Origin of the sequence: Streptomyces sp. BA2, from assembly GCF_009769735.1 — a bacterium.
Taxonomy (GTDB): Bacteria; Actinomycetota; Actinomycetes; order Streptomycetales; family Streptomycetaceae; genus Streptomyces.
Map to the genome: position 1 here is coordinate 2542855 of NZ_WSRO01000002.1, position 26591 is coordinate 2569445.

The 26591-nt window shown below is 70.7% G+C and carries 27 protein-coding genes; 13 read left to right on the forward strand and 14 right to left on the reverse strand.

Annotation, left to right across the window (positions count from 1 at the left end; translation table 11 throughout):
- A complete protein-coding gene (locus E5671_RS14125; protein WP_160504315.1) occupies nucleotides 1–954 on the reverse strand; it encodes a 5-dehydro-4-deoxyglucarate dehydratase in 954 nt (317 codons plus the stop codon).
- Nucleotides 955–1188: 234 nt separating this feature from the next.
- Between E5671_RS14125 and E5671_RS14130 the strand changes: the two genes are divergently transcribed.
- The 7 genes from E5671_RS14130 to E5671_RS14160 all read left to right on the forward strand — a co-directional run bounded on the left by E5671_RS14130 (nucleotide 1189) and on the right by E5671_RS14160 (nucleotide 9000).
- The gene (locus tag E5671_RS14130; RefSeq protein WP_160504316.1) at nucleotides 1189–1998 is read left to right on the forward strand and encodes an NAD-dependent epimerase/dehydratase family protein; all 810 of its coding nucleotides are present in this window, start codon (nucleotides 1189–1191) and stop codon (nucleotides 1996–1998) included.
- A gap of 458 nt (nucleotides 1999–2456) precedes the next feature.
- Nucleotides 2457–3227: a DeoR/GlpR family DNA-binding transcription regulator gene (locus tag E5671_RS14135; RefSeq protein ID WP_160504317.1), complete on the forward strand. Its 771-nt coding sequence runs from the start codon at nucleotides 2457–2459 to the stop codon at nucleotides 3225–3227.
- A 126-nt stretch (nucleotides 3228–3353) separates the two neighbouring features.
- Nucleotides 3354–4727, forward strand: a complete 1374-nt coding sequence (locus E5671_RS14140; protein ID WP_160504318.1) for an ABC transporter substrate-binding protein — start codon at nucleotides 3354–3356, stop codon at nucleotides 4725–4727.
- Nucleotides 4724–5680, forward strand: a complete 957-nt coding sequence (locus tag E5671_RS14145; protein WP_160504319.1) for a carbohydrate ABC transporter permease — start codon at nucleotides 4724–4726, stop codon at nucleotides 5678–5680. Before E5671_RS14140 ends, E5671_RS14145 begins: the two co-directional genes overlap by 4 nt.
- The gene (locus tag E5671_RS14150; RefSeq protein ID WP_160504320.1) at nucleotides 5677–6546 is read left to right on the forward strand and encodes a carbohydrate ABC transporter permease; all 870 of its coding nucleotides are present in this window, start codon (nucleotides 5677–5679) and stop codon (nucleotides 6544–6546) included. Before E5671_RS14145 ends, E5671_RS14150 begins: the two co-directional genes overlap by 4 nt.
- On the forward strand, nucleotides 6543–7532 hold the full coding sequence (locus E5671_RS14155) for an alcohol dehydrogenase catalytic domain-containing protein (RefSeq protein WP_160504321.1): 990 nt from the start codon (nucleotides 6543–6545) through the stop codon (nucleotides 7530–7532). The genes E5671_RS14150 and E5671_RS14155 overlap by 4 nt, the downstream gene beginning before the upstream one ends.
- A gap of 226 nt (nucleotides 7533–7758) precedes the next feature.
- The gene (locus E5671_RS14160) at nucleotides 7759–9000 is read left to right on the forward strand and encodes a TerD family protein (RefSeq protein ID WP_202121911.1); all 1242 of its coding nucleotides are present in this window, start codon (nucleotides 7759–7761) and stop codon (nucleotides 8998–9000) included.
- 80 nt (nucleotides 9001–9080) lie between these two features.
- Here E5671_RS14160 and E5671_RS14165 read toward each other — a convergent pair whose 3' ends face one another.
- From E5671_RS14165 to E5671_RS14180, 4 genes are all read right to left on the reverse strand, one after another.
- Nucleotides 9081–9308, reverse strand: a complete 228-nt coding sequence (locus tag E5671_RS14165; protein WP_135329399.1) for a CarD family transcriptional regulator — start codon at nucleotides 9306–9308, stop codon at nucleotides 9081–9083.
- Between the two features lie 156 nt (nucleotides 9309–9464).
- The gene (locus E5671_RS14170; RefSeq protein WP_160510181.1) at nucleotides 9465–10490 is read right to left on the reverse strand and encodes a 1-aminocyclopropane-1-carboxylate deaminase; all 1026 of its coding nucleotides are present in this window, start codon (nucleotides 10488–10490) and stop codon (nucleotides 9465–9467) included.
- Nucleotides 10491–10512: 22 nt separating this feature from the next.
- On the reverse strand, nucleotides 10513–11157 hold the full coding sequence (locus E5671_RS14175) for a GntR family transcriptional regulator (protein WP_160504323.1): 645 nt from the start codon (nucleotides 11155–11157) through the stop codon (nucleotides 10513–10515).
- 78 nt (nucleotides 11158–11235) lie between these two features.
- Nucleotides 11236–12684, reverse strand: a complete 1449-nt coding sequence (locus E5671_RS14180) for an alkaline phosphatase PhoX (protein ID WP_160504324.1) — start codon at nucleotides 12682–12684, stop codon at nucleotides 11236–11238.
- A 164-nt stretch (nucleotides 12685–12848) separates the two neighbouring features.
- Between E5671_RS14180 and E5671_RS14185 the strand changes: the two genes are divergently transcribed.
- From E5671_RS14185 to E5671_RS14200, 4 genes are all read left to right on the forward strand, one after another.
- A complete protein-coding gene (locus tag E5671_RS14185; RefSeq protein WP_160504325.1) occupies nucleotides 12849–13616 on the forward strand; it encodes an SDR family NAD(P)-dependent oxidoreductase in 768 nt (255 codons plus the stop codon).
- Between the two features lie 167 nt (nucleotides 13617–13783).
- Nucleotides 13784–14020, forward strand: coding sequence for a hypothetical protein (locus tag E5671_RS14190; protein WP_336605753.1), 237 nt, complete (start codon nucleotides 13784–13786; stop codon nucleotides 14018–14020).
- Nucleotides 14021–14088: 68 nt separating this feature from the next.
- A complete protein-coding gene (locus E5671_RS14195) occupies nucleotides 14089–15246 on the forward strand; it encodes a hypothetical protein (protein ID WP_336605754.1) in 1158 nt (385 codons plus the stop codon).
- 27 nt (nucleotides 15247–15273) lie between these two features.
- Nucleotides 15274–15720: a hypothetical protein gene (locus E5671_RS14200; protein ID WP_160504326.1), complete on the forward strand. Its 447-nt coding sequence runs from the start codon at nucleotides 15274–15276 to the stop codon at nucleotides 15718–15720.
- Nucleotides 15721–15775: 55 nt separating this feature from the next.
- Here E5671_RS14200 and E5671_RS14205 read toward each other — a convergent pair whose 3' ends face one another.
- On the reverse strand, nucleotides 15776–17245 hold the full coding sequence (locus E5671_RS14205; RefSeq protein ID WP_160504327.1) for a hypothetical protein: 1470 nt from the start codon (nucleotides 17243–17245) through the stop codon (nucleotides 15776–15778).
- 243 nt (nucleotides 17246–17488) lie between these two features.
- Between E5671_RS14205 and E5671_RS14210 the strand changes: the two genes are divergently transcribed.
- On the forward strand, nucleotides 17489–19345 hold the full coding sequence (locus E5671_RS14210; protein ID WP_160504328.1) for an endonuclease/exonuclease/phosphatase family protein: 1857 nt from the start codon (nucleotides 17489–17491) through the stop codon (nucleotides 19343–19345).
- 28 nt (nucleotides 19346–19373) lie between these two features.
- Here the strand turns inward: E5671_RS14210 and E5671_RS14215 are convergent, their stop codons facing one another.
- The 5 genes from E5671_RS14215 to E5671_RS14235 all read right to left on the reverse strand — a co-directional run bounded on the left by E5671_RS14215 (nucleotide 19374) and on the right by E5671_RS14235 (nucleotide 22542).
- Nucleotides 19374–20114, reverse strand: a complete 741-nt coding sequence (locus E5671_RS14215; RefSeq protein WP_160504329.1) for an SRPBCC family protein — start codon at nucleotides 20112–20114, stop codon at nucleotides 19374–19376.
- A 101-nt stretch (nucleotides 20115–20215) separates the two neighbouring features.
- Complete coding sequence (locus E5671_RS14220; protein WP_160504330.1) at nucleotides 20216–20779, reverse strand: antibiotic biosynthesis monooxygenase; 564 nt, start codon at nucleotides 20777–20779, stop codon at nucleotides 20216–20218.
- A 99-nt stretch (nucleotides 20780–20878) separates the two neighbouring features.
- The gene (locus tag E5671_RS14225; RefSeq protein ID WP_160504331.1) at nucleotides 20879–21667 is read right to left on the reverse strand and encodes an SGNH/GDSL hydrolase family protein; all 789 of its coding nucleotides are present in this window, start codon (nucleotides 21665–21667) and stop codon (nucleotides 20879–20881) included.
- Nucleotides 21668–21724: 57 nt separating this feature from the next.
- Entirely contained in the window at nucleotides 21725–22393 is a 669-nt protein-coding gene (locus tag E5671_RS14230; RefSeq protein ID WP_160504332.1) for a hypothetical protein, read from the reverse strand.
- On the reverse strand, nucleotides 22390–22542 hold the full coding sequence (locus E5671_RS14235) for a hypothetical protein (RefSeq protein ID WP_160504333.1): 153 nt from the start codon (nucleotides 22540–22542) through the stop codon (nucleotides 22390–22392). The genes E5671_RS14230 and E5671_RS14235 overlap by 4 nt, the downstream gene beginning before the upstream one ends.
- Before the next feature lie 183 nt (nucleotides 22543–22725).
- On the opposite strand from E5671_RS14235, the gene dapA reads away from it, so the two are divergent.
- Nucleotides 22726–23622, forward strand: coding sequence for a 4-hydroxy-tetrahydrodipicolinate synthase (dapA, locus tag E5671_RS14240; protein ID WP_160504334.1), 897 nt, complete (start codon nucleotides 22726–22728; stop codon nucleotides 23620–23622).
- A 3-nt stretch (nucleotides 23623–23625) separates the two neighbouring features.
- Here dapA and E5671_RS14245 read toward each other — a convergent pair whose 3' ends face one another.
- From E5671_RS14245 to dapD, 3 genes are all read right to left on the reverse strand, one after another.
- Nucleotides 23626–24852 carry a WD40 repeat domain-containing protein gene (locus E5671_RS14245; protein WP_160504335.1) on the reverse strand — a complete coding sequence of 409 codons (1227 nt, stop codon included), beginning with the start codon at nucleotides 24850–24852 and terminating at the stop codon, nucleotides 23626–23628.
- On the reverse strand, nucleotides 24849–25436 hold the full coding sequence (locus E5671_RS14250; RefSeq protein WP_160510184.1) for a SigE family RNA polymerase sigma factor: 588 nt from the start codon (nucleotides 25434–25436) through the stop codon (nucleotides 24849–24851). Before E5671_RS14250 ends, E5671_RS14245 begins: the two co-directional genes overlap by 4 nt.
- Before the next feature lie 156 nt (nucleotides 25437–25592).
- Nucleotides 25593–26582: a 2,3,4,5-tetrahydropyridine-2,6-dicarboxylate N-succinyltransferase gene (gene dapD, locus E5671_RS14255; RefSeq protein WP_160504336.1), complete on the reverse strand. Its 990-nt coding sequence runs from the start codon at nucleotides 26580–26582 to the stop codon at nucleotides 25593–25595.
- Nucleotides 26583–26591: the final 9 nt, after the last annotated feature.

The window sequence follows — 26591 nt, forward strand, 5'->3', positions numbered from 1 at the left end:
TCACGCGCCCTCCTCCCGGAGCAGGGCGCGCCCGCGCTCGGTCAGCTCGGCGAGGCGCTTGATGTGCTCGTCGGCGGGTTCGTGCAGCGGCGTCCGCACCCCGCCGACATCGAGCCCCGCAAGGCGTACGCCCGCCTTGACGAGGGAGACGGCGTATCCGCGGCCCTCGCTGCGCAGCTCCACGAAGGGGCGGTAGAAGCCGTCGATGAGCCGGTTCACGGTGGCGTCGCCCTCGGCGGTCCCGGCATTGAAGGCCCGGTGGAAGGCGAGCGCGATGTCGGGCGCGAAGCAGAACACCGCCGACGAGTAGAGCGTCACACCGATGCCGCGGTAGGCGAGCCCGGTCAGCTCTGCGGTGGGCAGACCGTTGAAGTAGAGGAATTCCTCCGGGACTTCCGCGCGCACGGCACTGACGATGCGCTGCATCAGGTCCATGTCGCCGAGGCCGTCCTTGAAGCCGATGACGCCCTCGGTGCGGGCGAGCTCGACGACCGTCTCCGGGGTGAACACGGCGTTGTCGCGCTGGTAGACGATGACGTCGAGCGAGGTGGCCGCGGCCAGTTCGGCGTAGTGCCGGAGCAGTCCCTCCTGCTCGGCCACGACGAGATAGGGCGGCATGGCGAGCAGCCCGTCGGCGCCCGCATCCTCGGCGAGCTTCGCGTACCGCACGGCGAGCGCGGTGCCGTACCCGGCGCCGGCGACCACCGGCACCCGCCCCGCCGACTCCTCGACGGCGGCGCCGACGCACGCCCGGAACTCCTCGGGCGTCAGGGCGTGGAACTCACCCGTGCCGCAGCAGGCGAACACGGCCGCCGCACCCGCCTCGATCCCCGCGCGCACGTGTGCGCGGAAGACATCGAGGTCGACGGAGCCGTCAGGACCGTAGGCGGTGACCGGGAAGAACAGCGGCCCGCTGGGGATGTCGAGTCGAGCGGCGAGGGGTGCTGACGTCACGGGCTCTCCCTTAGCGTGCATGTTTCTGATCCACGTCCATATTTCTGAACGCACCCACGCTAAGCCGCCCCTCGAGCCCTGGTCAAGCGTCAAGGTCCACACAAGACACTTGACGCGGCGAGGCGTTGATCTCTAGCGTGCCCACAGATATCTACAGATGTGAATGCTGTACGTACACACGAATGCAGCCGCTGAGCAGCCGTTGAGCAGCCACTGATCTGAGGAGACCCCCTCATGCCCGCTCCCCGCACCGTCCTGCTCACCGGCGCCGCAGGCGGCCTCGGCACCTTGATGCGGGGGCTCCTTCCGGCCTACGGATACGAACTGCGGCTGCTCGACGTGCGGCCCATCGAGGGCGAGCCGGACGCGATCACGGCGGACCTCGCCGACAAGAAGGCGCTGCGGGAGGCCGTGCGGGGTGTCGACGCGGTCATCCATCTCGCGGGCATCTCCCTGGAGTCCTCCTTCGACAAGATCCTGCGGGCGAACATCGAGGGGACGTACAACCTCTACGAAGCGGCGCGCGAGGAGGGCGTCGGCCGTGTCGTCTTCGCCTCGTCGAACCACGCGGTGGGGTTCACGCCGCGGCCCGTCGGCGACGATCCCCTGATCGCGGTGGACGCGCCGCGCCGCCCCGACACCTTCTACGGCCTTTCGAAGTCCTTCGGTGAGGATCTCGCCCAGTTCTACTGGGACAAGCACGGGTTGGAGACGGTCTCGGTGCGGATCGGTTCGTGCTTCCTGGAGCCGACGAGTGTGCGGATGCTGTCGGTCTGGATGAGCCCCGGGGACGGGGCCCGTCTCTTCCATGCGGCGCTGACCGCTCCCGCGGTGGGGCATGCGGTGGTGTACGGGTCTTCCGCCAACACGCGGCTGTGGTGGGACCTTTCGTCGGCGCGGGCGCTTGGTTATGAGCCGCGGGATGATTCGGAGCAGTACGCGGAGAAGCTGGTGGCGGAGCAGGGGGAACTGGATCCCGGGGACCCGGACCACGCGAACCTGGGGGGCCACTTCTGCACCAACCCGCCGGTGTGGCCGTACTAAAGGCTTCTTTCCCCAACCCCACCCCTTCCCGAAAACCGTGCCTGCGCCCCGGGCCTACCTGGGGCTCCGCCCCAGACCCCGACAAGATGGCCTCAAACGCCGGCCGGGCTGGAAGTATCCAGCCCGACCGGAAACTTCCAGCCCGTCCGGCGTTTGAGGACGAACTCGGCGGAGCCGGTGATGACGGCAACCAAGGCCCCCGCGCCGAGAGGGTTTTCGGGAAGGGGCGGGGTTGGGGAAAAACAAGCCCCCGAACCCGCACCCGGGCACCGAACGGGCACCCCCCACCCCCGAACGGGCACAGCCCGAGCCCGAACCAGAGGCCCTGGCCCCGCCAAACGGGCAGAGACGGGCACCATCACCCCCGCTCCGAGCCTGTTCACGCGCCGTCCCCCGCTGTAGAACTTTCCCCCAGAGCCCGAACGGGCAGGGCACAGCGAGGGAAGGAGGCGGCTCCCATGACCGCGGAAGAGCGCCAGCGGGAAATCGTCCGGGCGGCACGGACCTCCGGCTCCGTGGACGTCACCGCACTCGCCACCAAGCTGGGCGTCGCCAAGGAAACCGTCCGCCGCGACCTCCGCGCCCTGGAGGACCACGGCCTGGTCCGCCGCACCCACGGCGGCGCCTACCCCGTGGAGAGCGCGGGCTTCGAGACGACCCTCGCCTTCCGCACCACGATGCACGTCCCGGAGAAGCGAAGGATCGCCACCGCCGCCGCCGACCTCCTCGGCGACGCCGAAACCGTCTTCGTCGACGAGGGCTTCACCCCGCAGCTCATCGCCGAGGCTCTCCCCGAAGCCTCCAGAGGCCGCTCCCTGACCGTGGTCACCGCGTCCCTGGCCACCGCCGGCGCCCTCGCCGAGGCCGACAACATGTCCGTACTCCTCCTCGGCGGCCGCGTCCGCCCCGGCACCCTCGCAACCGTCGACCACTGGACGACGCACATGCTGGCCGGGTTCGTGATCGACCTCGCCTACATCGGGGCCAACGGCATCTCCCGCGAGCACGGCCTGACCACCCCCGACCCCGCGGTCAGCGAGGTGAAGACGCAGGCCATCCGCGCTTCACGGCGCACCGTGTTCGCGGGCGTGCACACCAAGTTCGGGGCGACGAGCTTCTGCAGGTTCGCGCACGTCGGCGAGCTGGAGGCGATCGTCACGAGCACGCAGCTGCCCGCCTCCGAGGCGCACCGCTACTCGCTCCAGGGACCGCAGGTCATCCGCGTCTGACGCGCCCGCCCCCGCCCCCGCCCGCTCACCCTCCCTCCCCCGGCACCTTTTGTGATCCCGCACGCCCTCACCCACCTCAACGCATCCCAACCCACCCCATAAGTTCCCATACGTCCAGGAGCATTCATGCGAACCCAGAGCCGACGGAGGCCGCGCGCGCTCGCCGCGGCAGCCGCAGGGACGCTGCTTGCCCCGCTGCTCTCCGGCTGCTGGGCCGGGGCGGGCGGGACCGGTTCAGGCGGCGACTCCATCAACGTACTGATGGTGAACAACCCGCAGATGGTCGAACTGCAGAAGCTCACCGCCGCCCACTTCACCAAGGAAACGGGCATCAAGGTGAACTTCACGGTCCTGCCCGAGAACGACGTCCGCGACAAGATCAGCCAGGACTTCGCCAACCAGGCGGGCCAGTACGACGTCGCCACGCTCAGCAACTACGAGATTCCGATCTACGCCAAGAACGACTGGCTGCACGAGCTCGGCTCGTACACCCGCAAGGACAAGGCGTACGACGAGAAGGACATACTGCCGTCCATGCGCCAGTCCCTCACCGGGGACGACGGCAAGCTCTACGGACAACCCTTCTACGGAGAGTCGTCCTTCCTGATGTACCGGAAGGACGTGTTCAAGAAGGCCGGTCTCACCATGCCGAAGCGCCCCACCTGGCAGCAGGTGGCCAAGCTCGCGGGTGACGTCGAAGGCGCCGGCGCCGAGTCCGGGATGAAGGGCATCTGTCTGCGCGGGCTTCCGGGCTGGGGCGAGTTGATCGCGCCCCTGACGACCGTGGTGAACACCTTCGGAGGGACGTGGTTCGACAAGGGGTGGAAGGCCCGCATCGACTCGCCCGAGTTTGAAAAGGCAACTCGCTTCTACGTAGACCTCGTTCGCAAGCACGGCGAGTCCGGGGCCGCCCAGTCCGGTTATGCCGAGTGCCTGAACAACCTGACTCAAGGCAAGACCGCCATGTGGTATGACGCCACAGCAGCTGCCGGTTCACTCGAATCCGCCAAGTCCCCCGTCAAGGGCAAGATCGGCTACGTACCCGCGCCCGTGGAGAAGACGAAGAGCTCCGGGTGGCTCTACACCTGGGCCTGGGGCCTGCAGAAGGCGTCGCGCAACCCGGACAAGGCCTGGAAGTTCGTCTCCTGGGCGTCGAGCAAGGAGTACGAGCGGCTGGTCGGCGAGAAGATCGGCTGGTCCAACGTCCCCGCGGGCAAGCGCGCCTCCACGTACGCCAACCCCGAGTACCGCGAGGAAGCCGCCGCCTTCCAGGACGTCACCCACGCCGCCATCGAGGGCGCGAGGCCGCGCGACCCGGGCGTGCAGCCCCGGCCCGCGCCCGGCATCCAGTTCGTCGGCATCCCCGAGTTCACCGACCTCGGCACGAAGGTCTCCCAGGAGATCAGCGCGGCCATCGCCGGGCGCCAGTCCGTCGAATCGGCCCTCAAGAAGTCACAGAAGCTCGCCGAGAAGATCGCCGAGGAGTACGAGGGACGATGACCGCCACCGCGAGTACCACCACCGTCGCGCCCAGGACCGTACGCGTGTCCGGAGCCAAGCCCCCCGGAGGACGGCTGCGCGCCTGGGCCACCAGGGCCCCGCTCCTGCCCGCCCTGATCTTCATGGTCGTCGTCACCCAACTGCCGTTCGTGGCCACGCTGGTGATCTCCTTCTTCGACTGGAACGCCCTCTACCCCGACGCCCGCAGCTTCGCCGGATTCGACAACTACTCCGAGGTCCTCACCGACCCCGACCTGCGCAAGTCCGTCCTGACGACCATCGTGCTCACGGCCACCGTCGTGCTCGCGAGCCTCGTCATCGGCCTCGGGCTCGCCCTGCTCCTCGACCGGAAGTTCCGGGGGCGCGGCCTGGTGCGTACGTTGCTCATCGCGCCGTTCCTGCTGGTGCCCGTGGCCGCCGCGCTGCTGTGGAAGCACGTGCTCTACAACCCCGAGTACGGCCTCTTCAACGGCCTGCTCCACTGGGTGGGCGGTGACGGCGCGGCGCAGCCCGACTGGGTGTCCAACACCCCGCTGATCGCCATCGAGGCATCACTGATCTGGCAGTGGACGCCCTTCATGATGCTGATCCTGCTCGCAGGGCTGCAGAGCCGCGACAGTGAACTCATCGAAGCGGCCCGCATGGACGGCGCGGGCAGCTGGCAGGTGTTCCGCTACCTGACGCTGCCGCACCTGCGCCGCTATCTGGAGCTCGGTGCGCTGCTCGGCTCGATCTACATCGTGCAGAACTTCGACGCCGTCTTCACGATCACCTCGGGCGGCCTGGGCACCGCCAACCTGCCTTACACCGTCTACCAGAGCTTCTACCAGGCCCACGAGAACGGCCTGGCGTCCGCCGCCGGTGTCCTCGTCGTCATCGGTTCCATCATCATCGCGACCTTCGCGCTGCGGGTCGTCTCGTCCCTGTTCCGTGAGGAGGCGTCCCGCGCATGAGCACTGCCGTGACGCGAACACGTACCCAGCCCGGGAGCCGGATCCGGATCCGCGGGTCGGCGGGCCTCGGCCTCGCCGCCTGGCTGGCCGGAATCCTGTTCTTCCTGCCCATCGCCTGGATGACGCTGACCTCCTTCCACTCGGAGGAGGACGCCGCGACCAACCCGCCCTCGCTCGCCGCGTCCCTCACCCTGGACGGCTACCGCGAGTTCTTCGGCTCGGGCGGCGGCGCGAGTCCCTGGCCCGCCCTCATCAACTCGACGGTGGCATCGGTCGCCTCGACCCTTCTTGTGCTCGTCCTCGCGCTGCCTGCCGCGTACGCGCTCTCCATCAGGCCGGTGAAGAAGTGGACGGACGTCCTGTTCTTCTTCCTGTCGACGAAGATGCTGCCCGTCGTGGCGGGCCTGCTGCCGATCTATCTGTTCGCCAAGAACGCCGAGATGCTCGACAACATCTGGCTGCTCGTCATCCTCTACACGTCGATGAACCTGCCGATCGCGGTGTGGATGATGCACTCCTTCCTCTCCGAGGTGCCGGTCGCGATCATCGAGGCCGCGCAGATCGACGGGGCTCGGCTGCCCACCATCCTCGCGCGCGTGGTGGCTCCCATCGCGCTGCCGGGGATCGCGGCGACCTCCCTGATCTGCTTCATCTTCAGCTGGAACGAACTCCTCTTCGCGCGGGTGCTCACGGGCGTCGTCGCCCAGACCGCGCCCGTGTTCCTGACCGGCTTCATCACCAGCCAGGGCCTGTTCCTGGCCAAGGTGTGCGCCGCGTCGCTCGTGATCTCCCTGCCGGTGCTCGCCGCGGGGTTCGCCGCCCAGGACAAGCTGGTCCAGGGCCTGTCGTTGGGAGCCGTCAAGTGAAGGCCGCCATCATCGAGTCCGTCGGCAAGGCTGTCGTCGGCGAGGTGCCCGACCCCACTCCGGGGCCGCGGGAGGTCGTCGTCGAGGTCGCCGCGTGCGGTCTGTGCGGGACCGATCTGCACATCCTGCAGGGCGAGTTCGCGCCCACGCTGCCGGTGGTGCCGGGGCACGAGTTCGCCGGGGAGGTCGTGGGGCTCGGCCGCGAGGTCACGGAGCTCGCGGTCGGCGACCGGGTGGCCGTCGACCCCTCGCTCTACTGCTACGAGTGCCGCTACTGCCGCACCGGCCACAACAACCTCTGCGAGCGCTGGGCCGCGATCGGCGTCACCACGGCGGGCGGTGCGGCCCAGTACGCGGTCGCGCCCGTCGCGAACTGTGTCCGGCTCCCCGAGAACGTACGCACCCAGGACGCGGCCCTCATCGAACCACTGTCCTGCGCGGTGCGCGGCTACGACGTGCTCCGTGCCCGGCTGGGCGCCCACGTGCTGATCTACGGCTCCGGAACGATGGGCCTGATGATGCTGGAGCTCGCCAAGCGGACGGGGGCGGCGAGCGTGGACGTCGTGGACCTCAACCCGGACCGCCTCGCCACGGCGCGACAGTTGGGCGTCTCGGGATCGGCCGCGGGCGCTGACGAGCTCGACCGGCCGCAAGGGTGGGACATCGTGGTCGACGCCACGGGGAACGCGAACGCGATCCAGGACGGTCTGGGGCGAGTCGCCAAGGCCGGCACATTCCTGCAGTTCGGGGTGGCCGACTACGCGACACGGGTCAGCATCGACCCGTACCGCATCTACAACCAGGAGATCACCATCACCGGTTCGATGGCGGTGCTGCACAGCTATGAGCGGGCGGCGGAGCTGTTCGCCTGCGGCGTGCTCGACCCGGACGTGTTCATCAGCGACCGGATGCCGCTGGCGGCGTACCCCGAGGCTCTTGACCGGTTCGCCTCCGGTGTGGGCCGGAAGATCGTGGTGGTGCCGTAGGGGCGTTCCCTGCGGGGCTTTCCCCAGTCCCGCCCCTTCCCGAAACTGGGGCTCCGCCCCAGACCCCGCTCCTCAAACGCCGGAGGGGCTGATTTCCCGCCCACCCACCCGATTGCCCCGCGGCTGAATTTTCAGCCCCTCCGGCGTTCTGTGGGCGCGGGAAAGAAACTTCCGCGGGTAAGGGAACGGCAAAGGCGGGACGTTCGTTACCCCATGCATGACAGCTATGACCCCCGGCTCGAACATCCCCCTCTCCGCCCCCCGCGTGGCGGTGGACGTCGCCGCTCCGGTGCGGCTCGACGTATCGGGCCTGCTGCTCACCGCCGACGGCAAGGTGCGCTCCGACGACGACTTCATCTTCTTCAACCAGCCCTCGGGCCCCGGTGTGACCTACCAGTCGGGTGGCGGTACGACCCCCGACAAGATCACGGTGGACACCACCGCCGTGCCCGCCGGCATCGAGAAGATCGTCGTCACCGCCAGCCCGGACGCGGCGGGCCAGACCTTCCAGGGCATCGAGCCCACCGCCACCATCCGCAACGCGGACGACGGTTCCGTCCTCGCCACGTTCACGCCCCCGCAGCTCGGCGGCGAGACCGCCCTGGTGATCGTCGAGGTCTATCTGCGCAACGGCGCGTGGAAGGCGCGCGCCGTCGGTCAGGGGTACTCGAACGGCCTGGCCGGCATCGCGACGGACTTCGGGGTCTCGGTCGAGGAGCCCGCGGCCCCGGCCGCTCCGGCCGCCGCCGCACCCGCACCCGCCGCCCCGATGGCGCCGCCGTCCGGCGCCCCGGTCCAGGGCCCGCCCCCGCCGGTCGCCGACCCCCGCCTCGCGGCACCGGCCGCGCCCGCCGCTCCCCCGGCGCCCGCGGCCCCCGCGCCCGGTGCCGGGAAGATCAACCTGGACAAGGGCCGGGTCAGCCTCCAGAAGAACCAGACCGTGTCCCTGGTCAAGGGCGGCAAGCCGTTCCTCTCGCAGGTCAAGATGGGCCTGGGCTGGGAGCCCGCGTACGGCGGCAAGGACATCGACCTCGACGCCTCCGTCATCGCGTACGGCCCGCAGCGCAACCACGTGGACAGCTGCTACTTCGGCAAGCTGTCGATCGTGAACGGCGCGATCAAGCACTCCGGCGACAACCTCACGGGTGAGGGCGGCGGTGACGACGAGGTGATCGTCGTGGACCTGGGCCGTCTGCCGCAGGACGTGACGGGTCTCGTCTTCACGGTGAACTCGTTCTCGGGTCAGAAGTTCACGCAGGTCGCCAAGGCGTACTGCCGTCTGCTCGACGCGGCGACGGGCGAGGAGCTCGTCCGCTTCGACCTCACGAACGCCGAGGCGCAGACGGGCGTCATGATGGCCAAGCTCATCAAGCAGTTCACGGGCGAGTGGGAAATGACCGCCATGGGTGACTTCGTGAAGTCACGGACCGTGCGCGGAATGGTGAAGCCCGCGGCGCAGGCTCTGTAGCCGGGGCGGGCATGCGCAGGGGCGGCCGCCAGGAGGACTCCTCCCGGCGGCCGCCCCTTTGTCGTACGCAGATCAGGGGATCAGAGCTTGGCCAGCTTGGGGTACGGGCTCAGGAACCTTCCCTGGCGGCCCGCGAAGTCGATGACCACCGCTTCCTCGCCTTCGACTCCGACGATGCGTCCGAGTCCGTACTGGTCGTGCGAGACCCGGTCGCCCACGGCGAACTGCTCGATGGGCGGTGCGGGCGGCGGCGGAACGTTAAAGGGGCTGTTCGGCAGGTGGCGTCGGGTACCGGGGGGCCTCGTCATGTTCTGAGTATGCGCCCTCCGGACCCCGGCGCACCATGCTCCGAGCTCACACGGTCCTCACATCGGCATCAAACCGACACACAATTTCCCATTCCCCGTAGCGTTACGTATTTACTCCGTCGCACCGCGCGCACATGTGTGCCCCAGGCGCCCCGCTCAGAACAAGGCGCTGTAGGCATTCAGGGCGGGCTGCCCGCCGAGGTGGGCGTACAGGACGGTGGCGTCGCGTGCGATCTCTCCCCTGTCCACCAGGTCGATCATCCCGGCCATCGACTTCCCCTCGTAGACCGGGTCGGTCACCATGCCCTCCGTGCGGGCGGCGAGCCGCATCGCGTCGAGGGTCGCCTCGTCCGGGAGCCCGTAGGTGCCCGCGTGGTAGCGCGCGTCCAGCTCGATGTCGGCGTCCTTCACCTCTGCCTGCACTCCGATGAGTTCGGCCGTCCCGCGCGTGATCCTGGCGATCTGCTCGCGGGTGCGGCCGGGATCGGCGGAGGCGTCGATGCCGAGAACGCGACGGGGGCGGCCGCCCTCCTCCGCGAGCGCGGCGAATCCGGCGACCATGCCCGCCTGCGTGGACCCGGTCACCGAGCAGACCACGACGGTGTCGAAGAAGACCCCCAACTCCTCCTCCTGCTCGGCCACTTCGTACGCCCAGCGCGCGAAGCCGAGGCCGCCGAGAGGGTGCTCGGAGCAGCCCGCCGGGATCGCGTAAGGCCTGCCGCCCGCCTCCTCGACCTCGCGCACCGCCCGCTCCCAGCTCTCCTTGATGCCGATGCCGAATCCGGCGCGTACGAGGCGTACGTCGGCGCCCGCGAGCCTGCTGATGAGGATGTTGCCGACCTTGTCGTAGACGGAGTCGGGCCAGTCGACCCAGCTCTCCTGGACCAGCACGCACTTGAGCCCGGCGCGGGCGGCCACGGCCGCGACCTGACGGGTGTGGTTGGACTGGACGCCGCCGATCGACACGAGGGTGTCGCAGCCCTGGGCGAGGGCGTCGGCGACCAGATACTCCAGCTTGCGGGTCTTGTTGCCGCCGTACGCGATGCCGGAGTTGCAGTCCTCCCGCTTGGCCCAGAGCGCGGCGCCGCCGAGGTGGTGGCTGAGCCGGTCGAGGGGGTGGACGGGCGAGGGGCCGAAGAGGAGGGGGTAGCGGGCGTAGGAGTCGAGGGGCGCGAGGGGCACGGACACAGGGCCTCCGGGAGGTTCAGGGGTGGGCGAGTTCTTCCAGGACGCGCCAGATCTCCGTGGTGACGGCCGCCGCCGCTTCCGGGTCGCCGTCCGCGCACGCGTCGATAAGACGCTCGTGCAGTTCGGCGGAGCCGCAGGCCACGCCCTCGCCGAAGCGCTGCCTCTCCAGGCGGCGTATGAGGGGGGTGTAGCGGGCGATGGTGGCCGCCGCCGCCCTGTTGCCGCAGGCCGCGACGAGGACACCGTGCAGGTCGTCGTCGGCCCGCAGGGCCTCCTCCACGTCGCCGGACGCGACGGCCGCCGCGAACCGGCGGTTGGCTTCCCGCATGGCGTAGAGGTGCGCGGGCCCCAGGCGGGGCACCGCGCTGCGGGCGGCCAGTTCGTGCATGGCGCGGACGACGGCCGCCGCGTCCCTGACGCCGGCCGCGTCCAGCGGCGTCACGCGGGTGTGGCTCTGCGGTTTGGTCTCCAGGAGGCCTTCGTCGACGAGCCGCGCGAACGCCTCACGGACGGGCGCGCGGGACAGGCCGAGCGACGCGGCGAGGTCGGCGTCCCGCACGACGCTGCCCGGCGGGATGTCACCGCCGACGATCGCGTCACGGATCGATGCGTACGCCTGGTCCCTGAGGAGGGTGCGGCGCACCGGTTGCATGGCTCCCATGCGCTGAAATGTTAGATGTCAATTTCCTTGGCGGGCAAGGGTGTTGACGGGCCTGCCGCGGAAACCCCCGTCCAAGCCCTAGCCGCGCTGCCGCCGCCACGGCCCGGTGATCGCCAGCAAGATGCCGGGCGACTGGATGCTGGCGTAGAGCGTCTTGCCGTCGGGCGAGAACGTGACGCCGGCGAATTCGCTGTAGGAGGGCTTCTCGGGCGTGCCCGCGTTGAGTTCGTTGCGCGCGATCGGGTACGTACGGCCGCGCTCGGTCGCCCCGAAGAGGTGCTGGATGCCGTTGCCGTCCTCGGCGATGACGAGGCCGCCGTAGGGGGAGACTGTGATGTTGTCCGGGCTGTCGAAGGCGCCGTCCTTGGAGGGGTCGGGGTTGACGCCGAGGAGGACCTTCAGGGTCAGGGTGCGGCGGGCCGGGTGGTAGAACCACACCTGGCCGTCGTGCTGGACCGGGCTCTCGTCGCGGGCGTACGAGGCGACGATGTAGGCGCCGCCGTCGCCCCACCACATGCCTTCGAGCTTGCGGGCGCGCGTGATGTCGCCGTCGTCGAACTGCTCGCGCACCGGGACCGTGCGGGCGTCGCGGTCGGGCACCTCGACCCAGTCCACGCCGTAGACGGTGCCGATCTTGGTGGCGCGGGACAGGTCGTCCACGAAACGGCCGCCGGAGTCGTAGCACTTGGGCGCCTTCAGGACGCCCGCGTCGTCGGCGAGGGCGCGCAGCTTGCCGCGGCCGTGCTCGAAGCCCTGCGGCGGGGTCCAGCGGTAGATCAGGCCGTTGGGCTCGTCGGCGTCCTCGGTGAGGTAGAGGTGGCCGCGTTTGGGGTCGACGACGACGGCCTCGTGGGCGTAGCGGCCAAGAGCCTTGATCGGCTTGGGTGCCCGGTTGGCACGCCGGTCGTAGGGGTCGACCTCGAAGACGTAGCCGTGGTCCTTGGTCATGCCGTTCTGGCCGGCCTTGTCCTCGGTCTCCTCGCAGGTCAGCCAGGTGCCCCAGGGGGTGCTGCCGCCCGCGCAGTTGGTGGCGGTGCCCGCGATGCCGACCCACTCGGCGACGTGTCCGTCGCGGCGGACCTCGACGACGGTGCAGCCGCCGGACGCGGCCGGGTCGTAGACGAGGCCTTCGGTGAGGGGGACCGGGTGCTTCCACTTGGAGCGGGGGCCGCTCAGCTCGTGGTTGTTGACGAGCAGCGTCACGCCGCGCGGGCCCTCGAAGGTGGCGGTGCCGTCGTGGTTGGACGGCGTGAACTCGCCGGTCTCCAGCTTCGTCTTTCCGCTGTGCGTGAGGACGCGGTACGAGAATCCGGCGGGCAGCGCGAGCAGGCCGTCCGGGTCGGGGACGAGGGGGCCGTAGCCGGGGGCGCCGTACGTCGCGTCGGCGCCCTCCGCGTCGACGCCTTCCGTCTCGGTGGCGGCGAGCGCGCCGGGTGCGGTGGCGAGCGCGCCGACGCTGCCGGCAAGGGCGACCCCCGCACCGGTGACCGCGGAGCGTCTGGCGAAGTCCCTGCGAGTGAGCGACATGATGTCTCCTGAGGCGCGTACGAGCGGGCTACGGGCTGACTGTGTACGTGCTGCGACTCCCGGCCTGCATACTTCCAGTTTCGGCCGGGCTGCTGTCGGCGTCACGTTCTCGCTCGCGTATAAACAGCGGTTGAACGCTGTTCGACGTCGAGGGGCTACCTTCCATGAACCTGCCGGCCACCGGTCGCCGTGTCCTGATCAGCGGGGCCTCCCGAGGCCTGGGCAGAGCCCTGGCGCAGGCCTTCGCCACGAGCGGCGACCGCGTCGCGGTGCACTACGGCTCGCGCGAGGACGAGGCACGCGCGACGCTCGCCTCGCTCAAGGGCGAGGGCCATGCGCTGGTGGGCGGGGACCTGTCGGATCCGGCGGGCGCGGCGGACGTCGCGGGACGGGCCGCCGGCGCGCTCGGGGGCCTGGACGTCCTGGTCAACAACGCCGCCGTGAACCTGCCGCACCCCCTCGCCGACACGTCGTACGAGGACTGGGCGGCGCTCTGGCAGCGGCACGTGTCGGTGAACCTCCTGGCCACGGCGAACCTCAGCCACCTGGCTGCCCGCCGGATGATCGACCAGGGCACGGGTGGCCGCATCGTGAACATCGGCTCGCGCGGCGCGTTCCGCGGGGAGCCCGACCACCCGGCGTACGGGGCGACCAAGGCCGCCGTGCACGCGCTCGGCCAGTCCCTCGCGGTGTCGCTCGCGCCGTACGGGATCGCGGTGGCGTCGGTGGCGCCCGGCTTCTTCGAGACGGAGAGGGTCGCGCACCGGCTGAGCGGGGAGGAGGGCGCGGCGATCCGCGCGCAGAGCCCGTTCGGGCGGGCGGGCACGGCGGAGGAGATCGCGGCGGCGGTGCTGTGGCTCGCGTCCCCGGTGGCGGAGTGGGCGTCGGGCACGGTCCTGGACCTCAATGGCGCTTCACATCTGCGTACGTGAAAACGGAATCGGCGCACGTGAGCCACTGGTTGGAAGAGTCTTCGTAAACAAGGTCAACACGCGCGGATCACACGCAAAGCCAAGATTTCGTGCAGAACGCCTTGACCCGCGATCCACACGGCAATAGACATCACCTACGTGCATCACCCGTAGGGGAGGCGAGCCGCGTGGACGCACAGCAGGCACGCAGTCTCCATGAGGACCGGCTGATGAAGCTGGCCAATGTCACCGGTGTCGGCACCGGGAGGGACGAGAACTCGGGTACGGACGTGATCGTCGTCTTCGTCACCCGCAAAGTTCCCCGTGACCGGCTCCGTGACGAAGACGTGGTTCCGGAGGTGCTCGAAGGCGTCCCCGTGCGCGTACTCGCGATCGGCGGCGTCGACGCCCAGGCCCAGGCCTAGGACGAGGCCAAGGACAGAGCACGGACCGGAACTCCGACCCTGCAATGAAGGCGAAGAGGTGGTCTGGCGTGAGCCAGCCCGAATTGATGCGAGGACCCACCGGCGGTCAGCTCAGTGACAGCTCCCGCCAGCAGGCGACATCCGACTTCCTGCGGCCCCAGTCGCCGCTGGCCAACGTCGTCGGCTTCGGCCACGGCGTGAAGTGGACCGAGGGACAGCCCACCGGCGAACCGGCCGTCATCGTGTTCGTCACCCAGAAGGTCCCGGAGTCCATGCTCCCTGAGCGGGACGTCGTCCCGCGCCAGATGGACGACGGTACGCCCACCGACATCGTCGCGGTCGGCCATGTCGCCGCGCAGCGGCAGCAGCGCAAGTCCGGCCGCACCGATGACCGCTCCTCGGGGACGTACGACGCCGACGGCAGCGTGAGCGAGCAGCTCGCGGGCCTGACGCAGCCCCAGCTTCAAGAGCTCGGCGGGCTCGGCGCGTTCGAGCCGCAGCTCCTCAAGCGCCGGATGCGCCCGTGCCCCGCCGGCGCCTCGGTCGGCAACGTACGCGTGACGGCAGGCACGCTCGGCAGCGTGGTCTACGACTTCCTGCCCGGCGCCTCCGTCGACCCGCCGGCCTCCGGCCTCGGCGTACCGGCGAAGTTCTACATCCTCTCCAACAACCACGTGCTCGCCGACTCCAACCGCGCCCAGATGGGCAGCTCGATCGTGCAGCCGGGTGTCTTCGACGGCGGCCAGGACCCGGCCGACCGCATCGCGACCCTGGAGCGCTTCATCACGATCCAGTTCGCCCCGCAGATTCCGCTGGAGCGGCACAACAACGTCGTCGACGCGGCGCTCGGCACCGTCGACTTCCAGGACGCGACCCGCGAGACGTACTTCAGCGGCGCGCCGCGCGCCTGGCGCCGCAAGGCGAACGTCGCGGTCGGCGACCACGTGAAGAAGACCGGCCGTACGACCAACATCTCCTTCGGCCGGATCATCGCCGTCGACGCGACCATCGACGTCAACTACGGCACGGCGGGCACGGCCCGCTTCAAGGACCAGATCCTGACGACGAACATCTCCGCGGGCGGCGACTCGGGGTCCTTGGTGACCTCGCTCGACAACGTCGCGATGGGGCTGCTGTTCGCCGGATCGTCCACCGTGACGGTGCTCAACCACCTCGAGAACGTCCGCGCGCTGCTGCGGGTGGAGATCTCCGAGCAGCTGGCCTGACCGGCCTCACCACGAGAGGAGGGCTTCATGACCACTCAGGCACGCAAGCAGAAGGGCCAGGCCCGCGCGGAGCACCGCTTCCACAACCCGCAGGGCGCCGAGGTCAAGACGCGCGACGAGGCATTCGCCGCGCCCCAGGACGTGTCCGCCGAGGCGGTCTCCACCACCTGCAAGCTGGAGCTGCACAACGGCGCGATCACGTTCGCCATCGAAGTGAAGTACAACCCCAACACCTACCCGCACGTGGTGACCGGCGGCCAGATCACCTCCGGCATCTGCGGCGCACCCTGGGACATCACGGGCGGCCTCATAGGCGACAACATGCGCCTGGACGCCAAGCGGACGGGTCAGGGCTCCTGCGCCAACACGATCACGATCGTCGGCGAGTACCAGAACCCTCCGGCGTACCGGGGGACGTACGGCTTCGACGGCGCGACATCGTCGTTCAAGCACACGACGAAGTACGAGTGCTGAGCTGAACCGGGCACCTGCCGGGCCGCATCGGCGGCCCGGCAGGTGCCCGAACGCGTCACATGCCTTGCTGCGAGCGGGCCTTGAACGCCGCCTTGCGCGCTTCCTTGGCCACCTTCTTGTCGGGGTGCAGCCGCCCCATCGCCTCCAACACGTCCGCGGTGGCGGGGTGTTCGACCCGCCAGGCCGCGGCGAAGAACCCGCTGTGCTGCTCGGAGAGGCCCTCCACGAGACCCTGCAGCTCATCGGAGTTGCCCTCGGCGGCGAGCTGCGCGGCGATCGTGTCGATGGTCAGCCAGAAGACCATCGCCTCGGAGGGCGCGGGCACGTCGGCCGCCCCGTGCTCGGCGAGCCACACCCGGGCGAGCCCACCGAGCTCGGCGTCGTCGAGCACCTCACGCAGCGCGGGCTCCGCCTCGCCGCCCACCAGCGAGAGCGCCTGCTGGCACCGGAGCCGCCTGAGCGGCGCCCCCTCGTCCCCGCCCCGTGCGGCAGCAAGCAACTCCCTTGCCGCGTCCAGCGGTTCGTGCCGGGCGAGCCACTGCTCGATCTCGGCCTGCGCGGCGGCCTGCGGGAAACCGGCCGTCCCTTCCAGCAGCGCGTCGGCGCCCTTGTCCGCGAGGTCGCCGACCGCGGGGGCGTCCACCCCCGCTTCCAGCATCCGCGCCCGGATGCCGTACACCCCGAGGGGCGTCAGCTTGACCATGCCGTACCGGGTGACGTCCTCGTCGTCGTCCGGCAGCGGCGCCTCGGCCTCGTCGATGTCCACCATGAGGGCCTCGTCGACCGGCTGGTACTCGACGAGCCCGAGCGGCTCGAAGAGCCGGAACTGGTCGTCGAGCTTCATCATCGCGTCCGACACCTGCTCCAGGATGTCGTCCGTCGGCTCCCCCATGTCGTCGGGCACGATCATCGACGCGGCGAGCGCGGGCAGCGGCACCGGGCCCTCGCCCGCCCCGGCCTCCCCCGCGGTGAGCAGGTACAGGTTGCCGAGCACGCCGTCCAGGAAGTCGGCCTCCGCCTGCGGGTCCCAGCCGAGCTCCTCGAAGTCGATCTCGCCGTTCTCCTCCAGGACGTCCAGGAGGTTGTCCATGTCGGGCACGGTCGCGTCCGAGTACACCGTGTCCAGGGCGCCGAGCCAGACGCCCAGGATGTCCTGCGGGCTGCCGGAGGTGAGCGCGGCGAGGTCCTCGCCCGCGGTCACCGTGCCCGGCGCGTCCTCTCCGTCAGGGCCCTCCGACTCGTCCGCGTCCGTGACGTCCACCAGGCCCGTGTCGACGGCCACGCGCCAGGCCTCGCTCGCGTACGCGGCGGCGTCCGGGTCGTCCGCTTCGAGGCCCAGCTCGGCCGCGGCGGCCGGCAGCTGCTCCTCGATGAGCTCACCGCCCGCGCCGACGCGCGTCTCGGGACCCGCCCAGCGGGCGAGCCGCGCGGCGCGGGAGAGCAGCGGCGTGGCGAGCGCGGCCCGCGCGAGTTCCGCTTCGGAGTGCAGCAGCACCGGCGGCAGGGTGGCGGGACTTACGGACATGGGCTGGTTCTCCTCCGGGGCAATGCAACGGATCGGCTGGGTCGAAGCCTAGACGGATTTGGACGCATGCCGCCCGGTTCATGTCCCTGTCAGAAGACATACACGGTGAGAACACCCGCCGAACCTTGACAACTCCCCTGGGCACACAAGAGATTGACGCGCGTAGAGCGCCGGGCGCCCACCGGCCCACCCCGCGCGCTCTCACCCGCTTCATACGACCTCACCCTCATCCGGAGTTCCTCGATGCCGCACATATCCCGTGCCACCCGGCCCGCCGTGAGATCCGCCGCCGTCTCCACCGTCGTGGCGACCGCCCTCGCGGCCGGTCTGCTCGCCGTGAGCTCCTCGTCCGCGTCCGCCGCCGACGTGCGCGTCCACGACATCCAGGGCACCACCCGCCTCTCGCCGCTCGTGGGTCAGCAGGTCACGGACGTGACGGGCATCGTGACCGGCGTCCGTACGTACGGTTCGAAGGGCTTCTGGATCCAGGACCCGAAGGCCGACGCCGACCCCGCGACCAGCGAGGGCGTCTTCGTCTACACCGGGTCGGCCGCGCTGACCGTGAAGGCCGGTGACGCGGTCCGCGTCTCCGGGACCGTCGGCGAGTACGTGCCCGGCGGCGAGTCGTCCGGCAACCAGTCCCTGACCCAGGTCACCAAGCCGACGGTCACGGTCGAGTCGTCCGGCAACGCGCTGCCCGCGCCCGTCACGGTGAACGCCAAGTCGGTGCCTTCCGCGTACGCGCCCACCGGCGACCCCGCAGCCGGCGGCAGCATCAACGCACTGCCCCTGAAGCCCCGCTCGTACGCCCTGGACCTGTACGAGTCCCTGGAGGGCATGAACGTACGCGTCGGCACCTCGCGCGTGGTCGGCGCCACGGATCCGTACGCGGAGCTGTGGGTCACCGTGAAGCCGCACGAGAACCCGAACCGGCGCGGCGGCACGGTGTACGAGTCCTACGACGACCAGAACACCGGACGCCTTCAGATCCAGCAGCTGGCCCCGGTCTCCGAGCGGCCCTTCCCGAAGGCGAACGTCGGCGACGCACTGTCCGGTGGCGCCGAAGGGCCCCTGGACTTCAACCGGTTCGGCGGTTACACGCTGGTCGCGCGGACGCTCGGCGAGGTTAAGGACAAGGGCCTGGTGCGGGAGAAGACGCGGCGCCAGGCCAAGGGTGAGCTCGCTGTGGCGACGTACAACGTCGAGAACCTCGACCCCGGTGATCCGCAGACGAAGTTCGACGCGCTTGCCGCGGCCGTCGTCTCGAATCTCGCCTCACCCGACATCCTCACCCTGGAGGAGATCCAGGACGACAACGGCGCGAAGAACGACGGGACCGTCTCGGCGGAGGCGACCCTGAAGAAGTTCGCGGACGCGATCGTCGCCGCGGGCGGGCCGCGGTACGAGTGGCGGTCCATCGCCCCGGAGAACAACAAGGACGGCGGGCAGCCGGGCGGGAACATCCGCAATGTGTTCCTCTTCAACCCCGAGCGTGTCTCCTTCACGGACCGGGGCGACGGGGACGCGACGACGGGCACGGATGTCGTACGTTCCTCCGGCGGACGCGCCGCCCTGACGCTCTCCCCCGGGCGCATCGACCCCGCGAACACCGCGTGGGCGAACAGCCGCAAGCCGCTTGCCGGAGAGTTCACCTTCCGGGGGCGCAGTGTGATCGTGGTCGCCAACCACTTCGGGTCGAAGGGCGGCGACGAGGGCCTCACGTCACGGCACCAGCCGCCGGTGCGGTCGTCGGAGGTGAAGCGGCTCCGGCAGGCGCAGGCGGTGAATTCCTTCGTGCGGGACGTGCGGAAGGTGCAAAAGAGCGCGGACGTGGTGGTCGTGGGGGACGTGAACGACTTTGAGTTCTCGGCGACGACCGCCGCGCTGGAGGAAGGCGGCGCGCTGAAGTCCGCCGTGAAGTCCCTTCCCCGGTCGGAGCGTTACTCGTACGTCTACCAGGGGAACTCCCAGGTCCTCGACCAGATTCTGACGAGTCCGGGAGTGGGCAACGGCTTCGCGTACGACAGCGTGCACATCAACGCCGAGTTCGCCGAGCAGAACAGTGATCACGATCCGCAGGTGCTGCGGTTCAGGCCGTAGGACGCCCTCTGGTCCGGCTCCTCGCGCGCTACGCGTAGAGCCGGAGCAGCCAGTCCCGCCAGGCCATTTCGGTGCCCTTGGCGTCCGCCTGCGGCGCGAAGTCGTGGATGCTGATGCTCACCGGGGCACCGAAGTGGTTGCGGCCGAAGAAGCGGTAGAGCGCGGTGTCCGTGCGCAGGCCGATGAAGTGCCTGCTGCGGAAGTCGACCATCGCGTCGAGGGGTTCGCCGGGGGCGTCCACGCGTACGCGGGCGCCTTCCGCCGCGTCGTCAGGGAGGCCCAGGCGCCGGCCCAGCTGGGTGAAGGCCCCCGGGGCGGTGGAGGGGGCGGGTCCTTCGAGGCTGGTGAAGGTGGCGGGGAGGCCCGTGAAGTACGTCAGGTACTGGCGCAGGGTGTGCAGGTAGAAGTCGGTGTGCTTGGTGGCTCCGTCGTACTGGCTGTCCCAGTCGGCCGTGAGGATTCCGCTGTGCACGTAGCGGACCCAGGAGCGGCGGCCGCCGTCGCGGGGCTCGATGGTGCGGTCGAGCTGGTTGCGGGTCTGGCCCGGCGGGAGGCCTTCGGGGTCGTCGACGCGGTCGGTGAGGCGGTGCGGTGGCTCCCAGCGGGTGACGACACCGCCGAAGGGGGCGGCGCCGCCCTCCCGGGGTTCGTACTCCGCCATGGGCCACAGCCAGCCGCCGGTGCCGGTGGTGAACGCGTCCCAGACCTCGGCGGGCGAGGCGTCGACCTCAAACTCCCGCGCGATCTCGAACTCCTTGCCCGCGGTCATGACGACTCCCCCCTGACGTCCCCCATCGCTTCAACATCCCACCGACGCCCCTTCCCGTCCAGGGCGGTGGTGCGGCCGGGGAAGGGGTGCGTCCCGCCCGATCAGCGCGGTTCGATCGCATAAGCCAAGTGGTACCTGCCCTCCACGGGCAGCCCTTCCCCGCTCTCCCACTCCGCGTAACTGATCACCCGCTCGCCGTCCGTCGTCGCGTGGAAGTGGACGGAGATGAGGCCCGGCGCCGCCTCCGGAACTTCCGCCTCGCCCTCGGTGATCACGATCGCCCCGGCCACCCGGTCGTCGCCGGCCGCCCGCGCCACCCCGTCCCGCAGCCGCGTCTTGTGCAGGCCAAGGCGTTCGATGCCCGGCACGGCCTCGTCGATCTCGGCGTTCCGCTCGTCCCTGCCGTGGGCGAAGAAGTCCTGGTACGCCTCGTCGTCCCGCCAGTGCGAGCGGTGCGCCACCGTCGAGCCGTCCGCACCGGCGTACACGGTGTACGAGAGCAGCCCCTCGTGCGGCCACGGACGGCTCCCCCAGGCCTCGGCGATCGCGTCGACCGTTGCCCGCTGCCGCTCCTGCGTACCCGTGCTCCATGTGCTGAGGAAGACGAGCCCGCCGTCCGCGCGGGCCGGGTCGGGGAGGGTGGTGGCGTCGACGTGTGCCTTCATGACCTGCTCCTTCAGTGTGTACGAGGGGGCGCTGCGCCCTGTCACGTACACACTGCGACCTCAAGTTTGCTTGAGGTCAAGCTCGTTCAGGACTTGTGGTCAAGCCCGTTCAGGAGAGGCCACCGGGACGAGTTCCGGGCGCTTCGCCTCGCACCCGTCGCCCGACGAGCGCCCTCTGACGCGTCGCCACAACCACGGGCCCATGAACCCCCCGAACCACGCCGCCTCCGCCGCCACCGCCCGCAGCGTGGAGACCGGAGGCGGCGGGGGCAGCAGCGGCCGTATCCAGTCCTCGTGGCCGGGGATGCCGAGCGCGTCCGCCATGCCGGCGGCGATCCGGGCGTGCCCCAGCGGACTCGCGTGCAGGCGGTCGGTGCTCCACAGGCGGGGGTCCGTGGTGACCCGGTGCGGGAACGTGTCCAGGACGACGACCCCGTGGCGGTCCGCCGCCGCGCGGATGCGGGCGTTCAGGTCGAGGACGCGGGGCAGCGCCCTGCGCGCGAGAGGCGAGATCCGCCCGATGTCCGGGAACGTCACCGTGGCCACGCGCGCGCCCGCCGCGGTCAGCTCGGTGAACATGTCCTCGATGTCGCGTGCCACTCGGGTCGCGTCGAAGCCGGGGCGCACCAGGTCGTTCATGCCCGCCATGACCGTGACCAGGTCCGGGCGCAGCGCGAGGGCCGGTGCCAGTTGCTCCGCCTTGATGCGGGCGGTCAGCCTGCCCCGTACCGCGAGGTTCGCGTACCCGAACTCCGGGTTCCCCTCGGCCAGGATCTCGGCGAGCCGGTCGGCCCAGCCGCGGTAGCCGTGGGTCTCGTCGCCGTCGCCGACCCCTTCCGTCTGGCTGTCGCCGAGCGCGACATAGCGTGCGTACGAATGCGTCGTCATGGCCAGAGCCTCCCCCCGGAGTCAGGGCACGTCAACGCGGTGGTGACCGCCGTGCCCCTAGCTCCGCTCGTCCCCCGCCAGGCGCGCCAACTCGCCCTGGAACAGGTCGAGCCTGGCCTGCAGCAGCGCCGCCTCCGCGACCAGCTCCGGCACCCCCATGGCCTCGGAAGGCGACCCCGGCACGGACTCGGGGCGCGCCCCCGTGACGGTGAGGCCCTCTCCGGCGAGGCGGGCGAACTCCGCGAGCCGCAGCGACGTACGCCTGCCCGCGCAGGATCCGCACGCCCCCTCGACCACCCGCCACCCGGGCCTGCCCCACCCGGCGTCCATGAGGACCGAGGCCCGCGCCCCGCAGCCGCAGGGCCGCACCGTCACCGCGCGCACCCGCTGCCGCGCGTACCGGAAGCCGCGTTCGAACCGGATGTACGCGCCGAGCACCGTCACCTCCAGGAGCGCGGCCCCGCGGTGCTCGGCCGTGCACAGGAGCGCCTCCGCGGCGGCGCGTTCGTGGACGCAGTGGAAGCCGCAGTCGCAGCGGCGGTGCGGGGCCGCGTGCCGCCGCCCGTAGACGCAGTGGGCCTCGTCGAGCGCGCCGTAGGGCAGGGCCGCGCCCAGGGAGACGCCGGTGAACCCCGCCCTCGCGCCGTCCTGGGACAGCGCGAGGCGGGCGATCTTGTATCCGGTCGGCGGCTCCTTCGGGCGTTCCGCGGGGAGCCGCAGCCTCATCGGGCCGCAGGGACCTCGGCCGCGGGCTCCCCGGCCGTCACCGCCGGTTCGGGCTCGGGCTCCGCGCGCTGCTCAAGGTCTTGTCGCCGCAGCCGCTCCTGCGGGTCTTCCTCGGCCATCCCTGTGGCGAGTGCTTTGCCCAGCCTCATGACGCCTCCTGTGGCCGGCCGCCGCGCGGCCGTCCGTCGACTACCGTCGGCCCATGGTGGCCCATACGGGGGCGAGTTGGCACTAGGTCCCGCCCTGCCCGCGGCCACCTTTCAGCGTTCCTTCCGCGCATCTCGTAGCAGAATTAAGTGGAGCTTCAGCGTCGGCGTCCCGACACTGCCTCTATGACCTCACCCTCATCAGCGCCTCCTCCCCTCGGCCGCGCCCTCTGCGCGATGGTCACGCCCTTCACGGACGACGGTCTGCTCGACCTCGACGGCGCCCAGCTGCTCGCCGAGCGCCTGGTGGCCGACGGCTGCGACGGGCTCGTGCTCTCCGGCACCACCGGCGAGTCCCCCACCACGTCAGACAGCGAGAAGGCCGCGCTCGTGCGCGCCGTCGCCGAGGCCGTCGGCGACCGGGCCTCGATCGTCGCGGGCGTCGGAAGCTACGCCACCCGGCACACCGTCGAGATGGCGCTGCAGGCCGAAAAGGCGGGCGCGGACGCCCTGTTGGTGGTCACGCCCTACTACAGCAAGCCGCCGCAGGACGCCGTCGAGGCGCACTTCCTGGAGGTCGCCGACGCGTCGGGGCTCCCGCTCGCGCTGTACGACATCCCGGGGCGCACCGGGACGCGTATCGAGCCGGAGACGATGCTGCGCCTCGCGGAGCATCCGCGGATCGTCGCCGTGAAGGACTGCGCGTACGACCTGATGGGCACCCAGAAGGTCATGTCACGGACCGACTTGGCGTACTACTCGGGCTGCGACGAGTTCATCCTCGCGCTGTACGCGGTGGGCGGCGCGGGCTACATCAGCACGGTGGCCAACGTCGTGCCGCGGCAACTCCGGTCCATCGTCGACGCGTTCGACGCGGGCGACACGGCGCGGGCACGGCAGCTCCAGCAACAGGCCATGGAGCTCATCGAGTTGATGATGGGAAAGGGCCTTCCGGGCACGGTCACCTCCAAGGCGCTGCTCGGTGCGCTCGGTCTTCCCGGCGGCCCGGTCCGCGCACCGCTGCGGCCCGCCGGCCGCGAGGCGACCGACGGGCTTGTTGCGGCGTACGAGGCGCTCCGGTAGCGCTCAGCGGGCGGCGAACATGGGGCTCCAGCGTCCCGGATAGGCATCGGACGCCTTGCGGAAGTCACTGAGCGGCACGACCTTCTTGCTGCCGACCGTCACCAGCAGGAGCTGGTTGCGGAACTCGCCCTTGCCGCCGCACTTCTCGGGGTCGCAGCCCCAGGCGATGATCCGCTTGTTGTCGGCCCAGGCGAGCAGCTGCTGCCCCGGCACCGTGGTGATCTCCTTGCCGGTCCTCGGGTCGAGGACCGGTGAGCCCTTGGCGTCGCCGTTACTGGCGAGCAGCTTGCCGTCGGGCGACAGGCCCGCCTCGGGCCAGCCCGCGTACCGCTCGGCCGCGGGCGCCTTCGTCTTGTCGCCCTTCAGGGTGTACCAGGCGCGGTTCTCGCCGTCGGCACCCGTCGCCAGCTGTACGTAGAGCAGCTTGCCGTCACGGCTCCAGCGCAGGTCCTCGCGCGGGTTCCCGTCGAAGAAGCCGAAGTCGCCCGCGGTCTTCTGGGGCAGCTCACGGAAGGCACCGACGTCGCCCGACGAGGCGTCGACGACGAAGAACCCGGTGCGACTGCCGTGCGGCTGGGGGTCGTTGTCGGGCAGGTCGTCGGGCAGGTCGATCAGCCGGTCGGGGTTCTTGCTGTACGCGGTGGCGACCAGCTTGCTGCCGTCCGGGGACCAACTGACGCCCGCCACCTGGTGGTTCACCGGGATCCAGCGCTCCACCTTGCCGGTGATCAGGTTGAGGAGGCCGATGCGCCTCGCGGGGAGTTCGCCCTCCAGGACGGCGGCGGTCCGCATGCCGGGCGCGACATCGATCCAGGCCCACTTCTTGGGCGCCTTCTCGTACTTCCCGGTCTTCTGGTCGAGCAGCCCGTAGGTGCGGGTCATGAGCTTGTCGCCGTCCGGCTGATCGGTGGTCCTGGTCGTGTAGAACGCGGCGAGCGCGGTGTTCCCCGCCGCGATCAGGTCGCGGGGCGGTGACTGGTCGGGGTGGGCGACGACATCGCCGGGCTGCCTTTCGCTCGCCGGGCGTACGTCCTCGCCGCCCCCATCGAGCGCGGGAACGCCCACCGCGGCGGCCACCACCGCGGCCGTGGCGACCGCGAGGCCCGCGATGGCCCGGGTCCTGCGGCGCCGCCTCACGGTCAGCACCCGGTCGGCGAAACCGGCCGGGGGCCGTACGCCGTCGTCCGCCTGCTCCCGGAGCGACGCGCGGACCAGCTCTTCGACCTTCACTGTTGTACCTCCACGGACGACACGGGCGAAACGGGCGACACGGGCGAGTGGTCACGGGACGGCTGCCGGCCCGTGCCGGGGTCCGGCCCGTCGAGCGCCGCCAGTTCGGGGGCGAGACCGCGCAGCTTGGCCAGCGAGCGGTGCGTGGTGCTGCGCACGGTGCCGACGGAGCAGCCCAGGAGCCGGGCCACGTCGGCCTCCGGCAGATCCTCGAAGTAGCGCAGGACCAGTACGGTGCGCTGCCGCGTGGTGAGCCGGGCGAGCGCGGCCCGCATCACGATCCGCAGCTCGGCGGCGCCCGCGCCGTCCCGTACGGCGCTCTCCGGCGGCTCGGCGACGGCCAGTTCGCGCCGCGGCCACTTCAGGCGCCAGCGGCTGACCTGCTGCCGGTAGAGGATCTGCCGGACGTACGCCTCCGGGTCGTCGATCCTGTGCCAGCGGCCCGCGGCCTTGACCAGCGCGTTCTGCAGCAGATCCTCGGCCGCGTGCCGGTCGCCGCCGCTGAGCAGGACGGCGGTCTTCAGCAGCGCCGACGTCCGGGTCTCCACGAACTCCCGGAAGCTCTCCTGTGCCTGCGCATCCATCGTCACCTTCGCTCCCTGGCGGGCCTGCTGCCCCCCTCACCCATGAAGACGGTCCCGGATGCCCCCGGCTATGCCTGTGCCCGCGGGATTCGCCCTCACCACGCGACAGAGCGCCCTCCGGAGGATCCGGAGGGCGCTCTGTCGCTTCAGCGGTGCTCAGTTGTGGCTGTGCAGCACGTCGTTCAGGCCGCCCCACACCGCGTTGTTCGGGCGGGCCTCGACGGCGCCGGTGACCGAGTTGCGGCGGAAGAGGATGTTCGAGGCGCCGGAGAGCTCGCGGGCCTTGACGATCTGCCCGTCGGGCATGGTCACGCGGGACCCGGCGGTGACGTAGAGCCCGGCCTCGACGACGCACTCGTCGCCGAGCGCGATGCCGACGCCCGCCTCGGCGCCGATCAGGCAGCGCTCGCCGATGACGATACGGACGTTGCCGCCGCCGGAGAGGGTGCCCATCGTGGAGGCGCCGCCGCCGATGTCGGAGCCGTCACCGACGACGACACCGGCGGAGATGCGGCCCTCGACCATGGAGGTGCCGAGCGTGCCCGCGTTGAAGTTCACGAAGCCCTCGTGCATGACGGTCGTGCCCTCGGCGAGGTGCGCGCCGAGCCGCACGCGGTCGGCGTCGGCGATGCGGACGCCCTTCGGGGCGACGTAGTCCGTCATGCGCGGGAACTTGTCGACGGAGGTCACGGCGAGGTGCAGGCCCTCGGCGCGGGCGTTGAGCCTGACCTTCTCGACGTCGTCGACGGCGACCGGGCCGAGCGAGGTCCAGGCGACGTTGGCCAGGAAGGCGAACTGGCCGTCGAGGTTCACGCCGTGCGGCTTGACCAGGCGGTGCGAGAGCAGGTGCAGGCGCAGGTAGACGTCGTGGGCGTCCACCGGCTTCTCGTCGAGGGACGCGATGACCGTACGTACGGCGATGGTCTCCACGCCACGGCGGGCGTCCTGGCCGATGGCCTTGGCCGCGCCCTCGCCGAGCAGCTGCACGGCGCGCTCGGCGGTGAGCCGCTCGGTGCCTGCGGGGCCCGCTTCGGCGACGAGCTCGGGCGCGGGGAACCAGGTGTCGAGGACGGTGCCGTCGGCGGTGACGGTGGCGAGGCCTGCGGCGACGGCGCCGGTGGTGCGGGAAGCGTTCGTGTCGGTCATGGGGAAAAC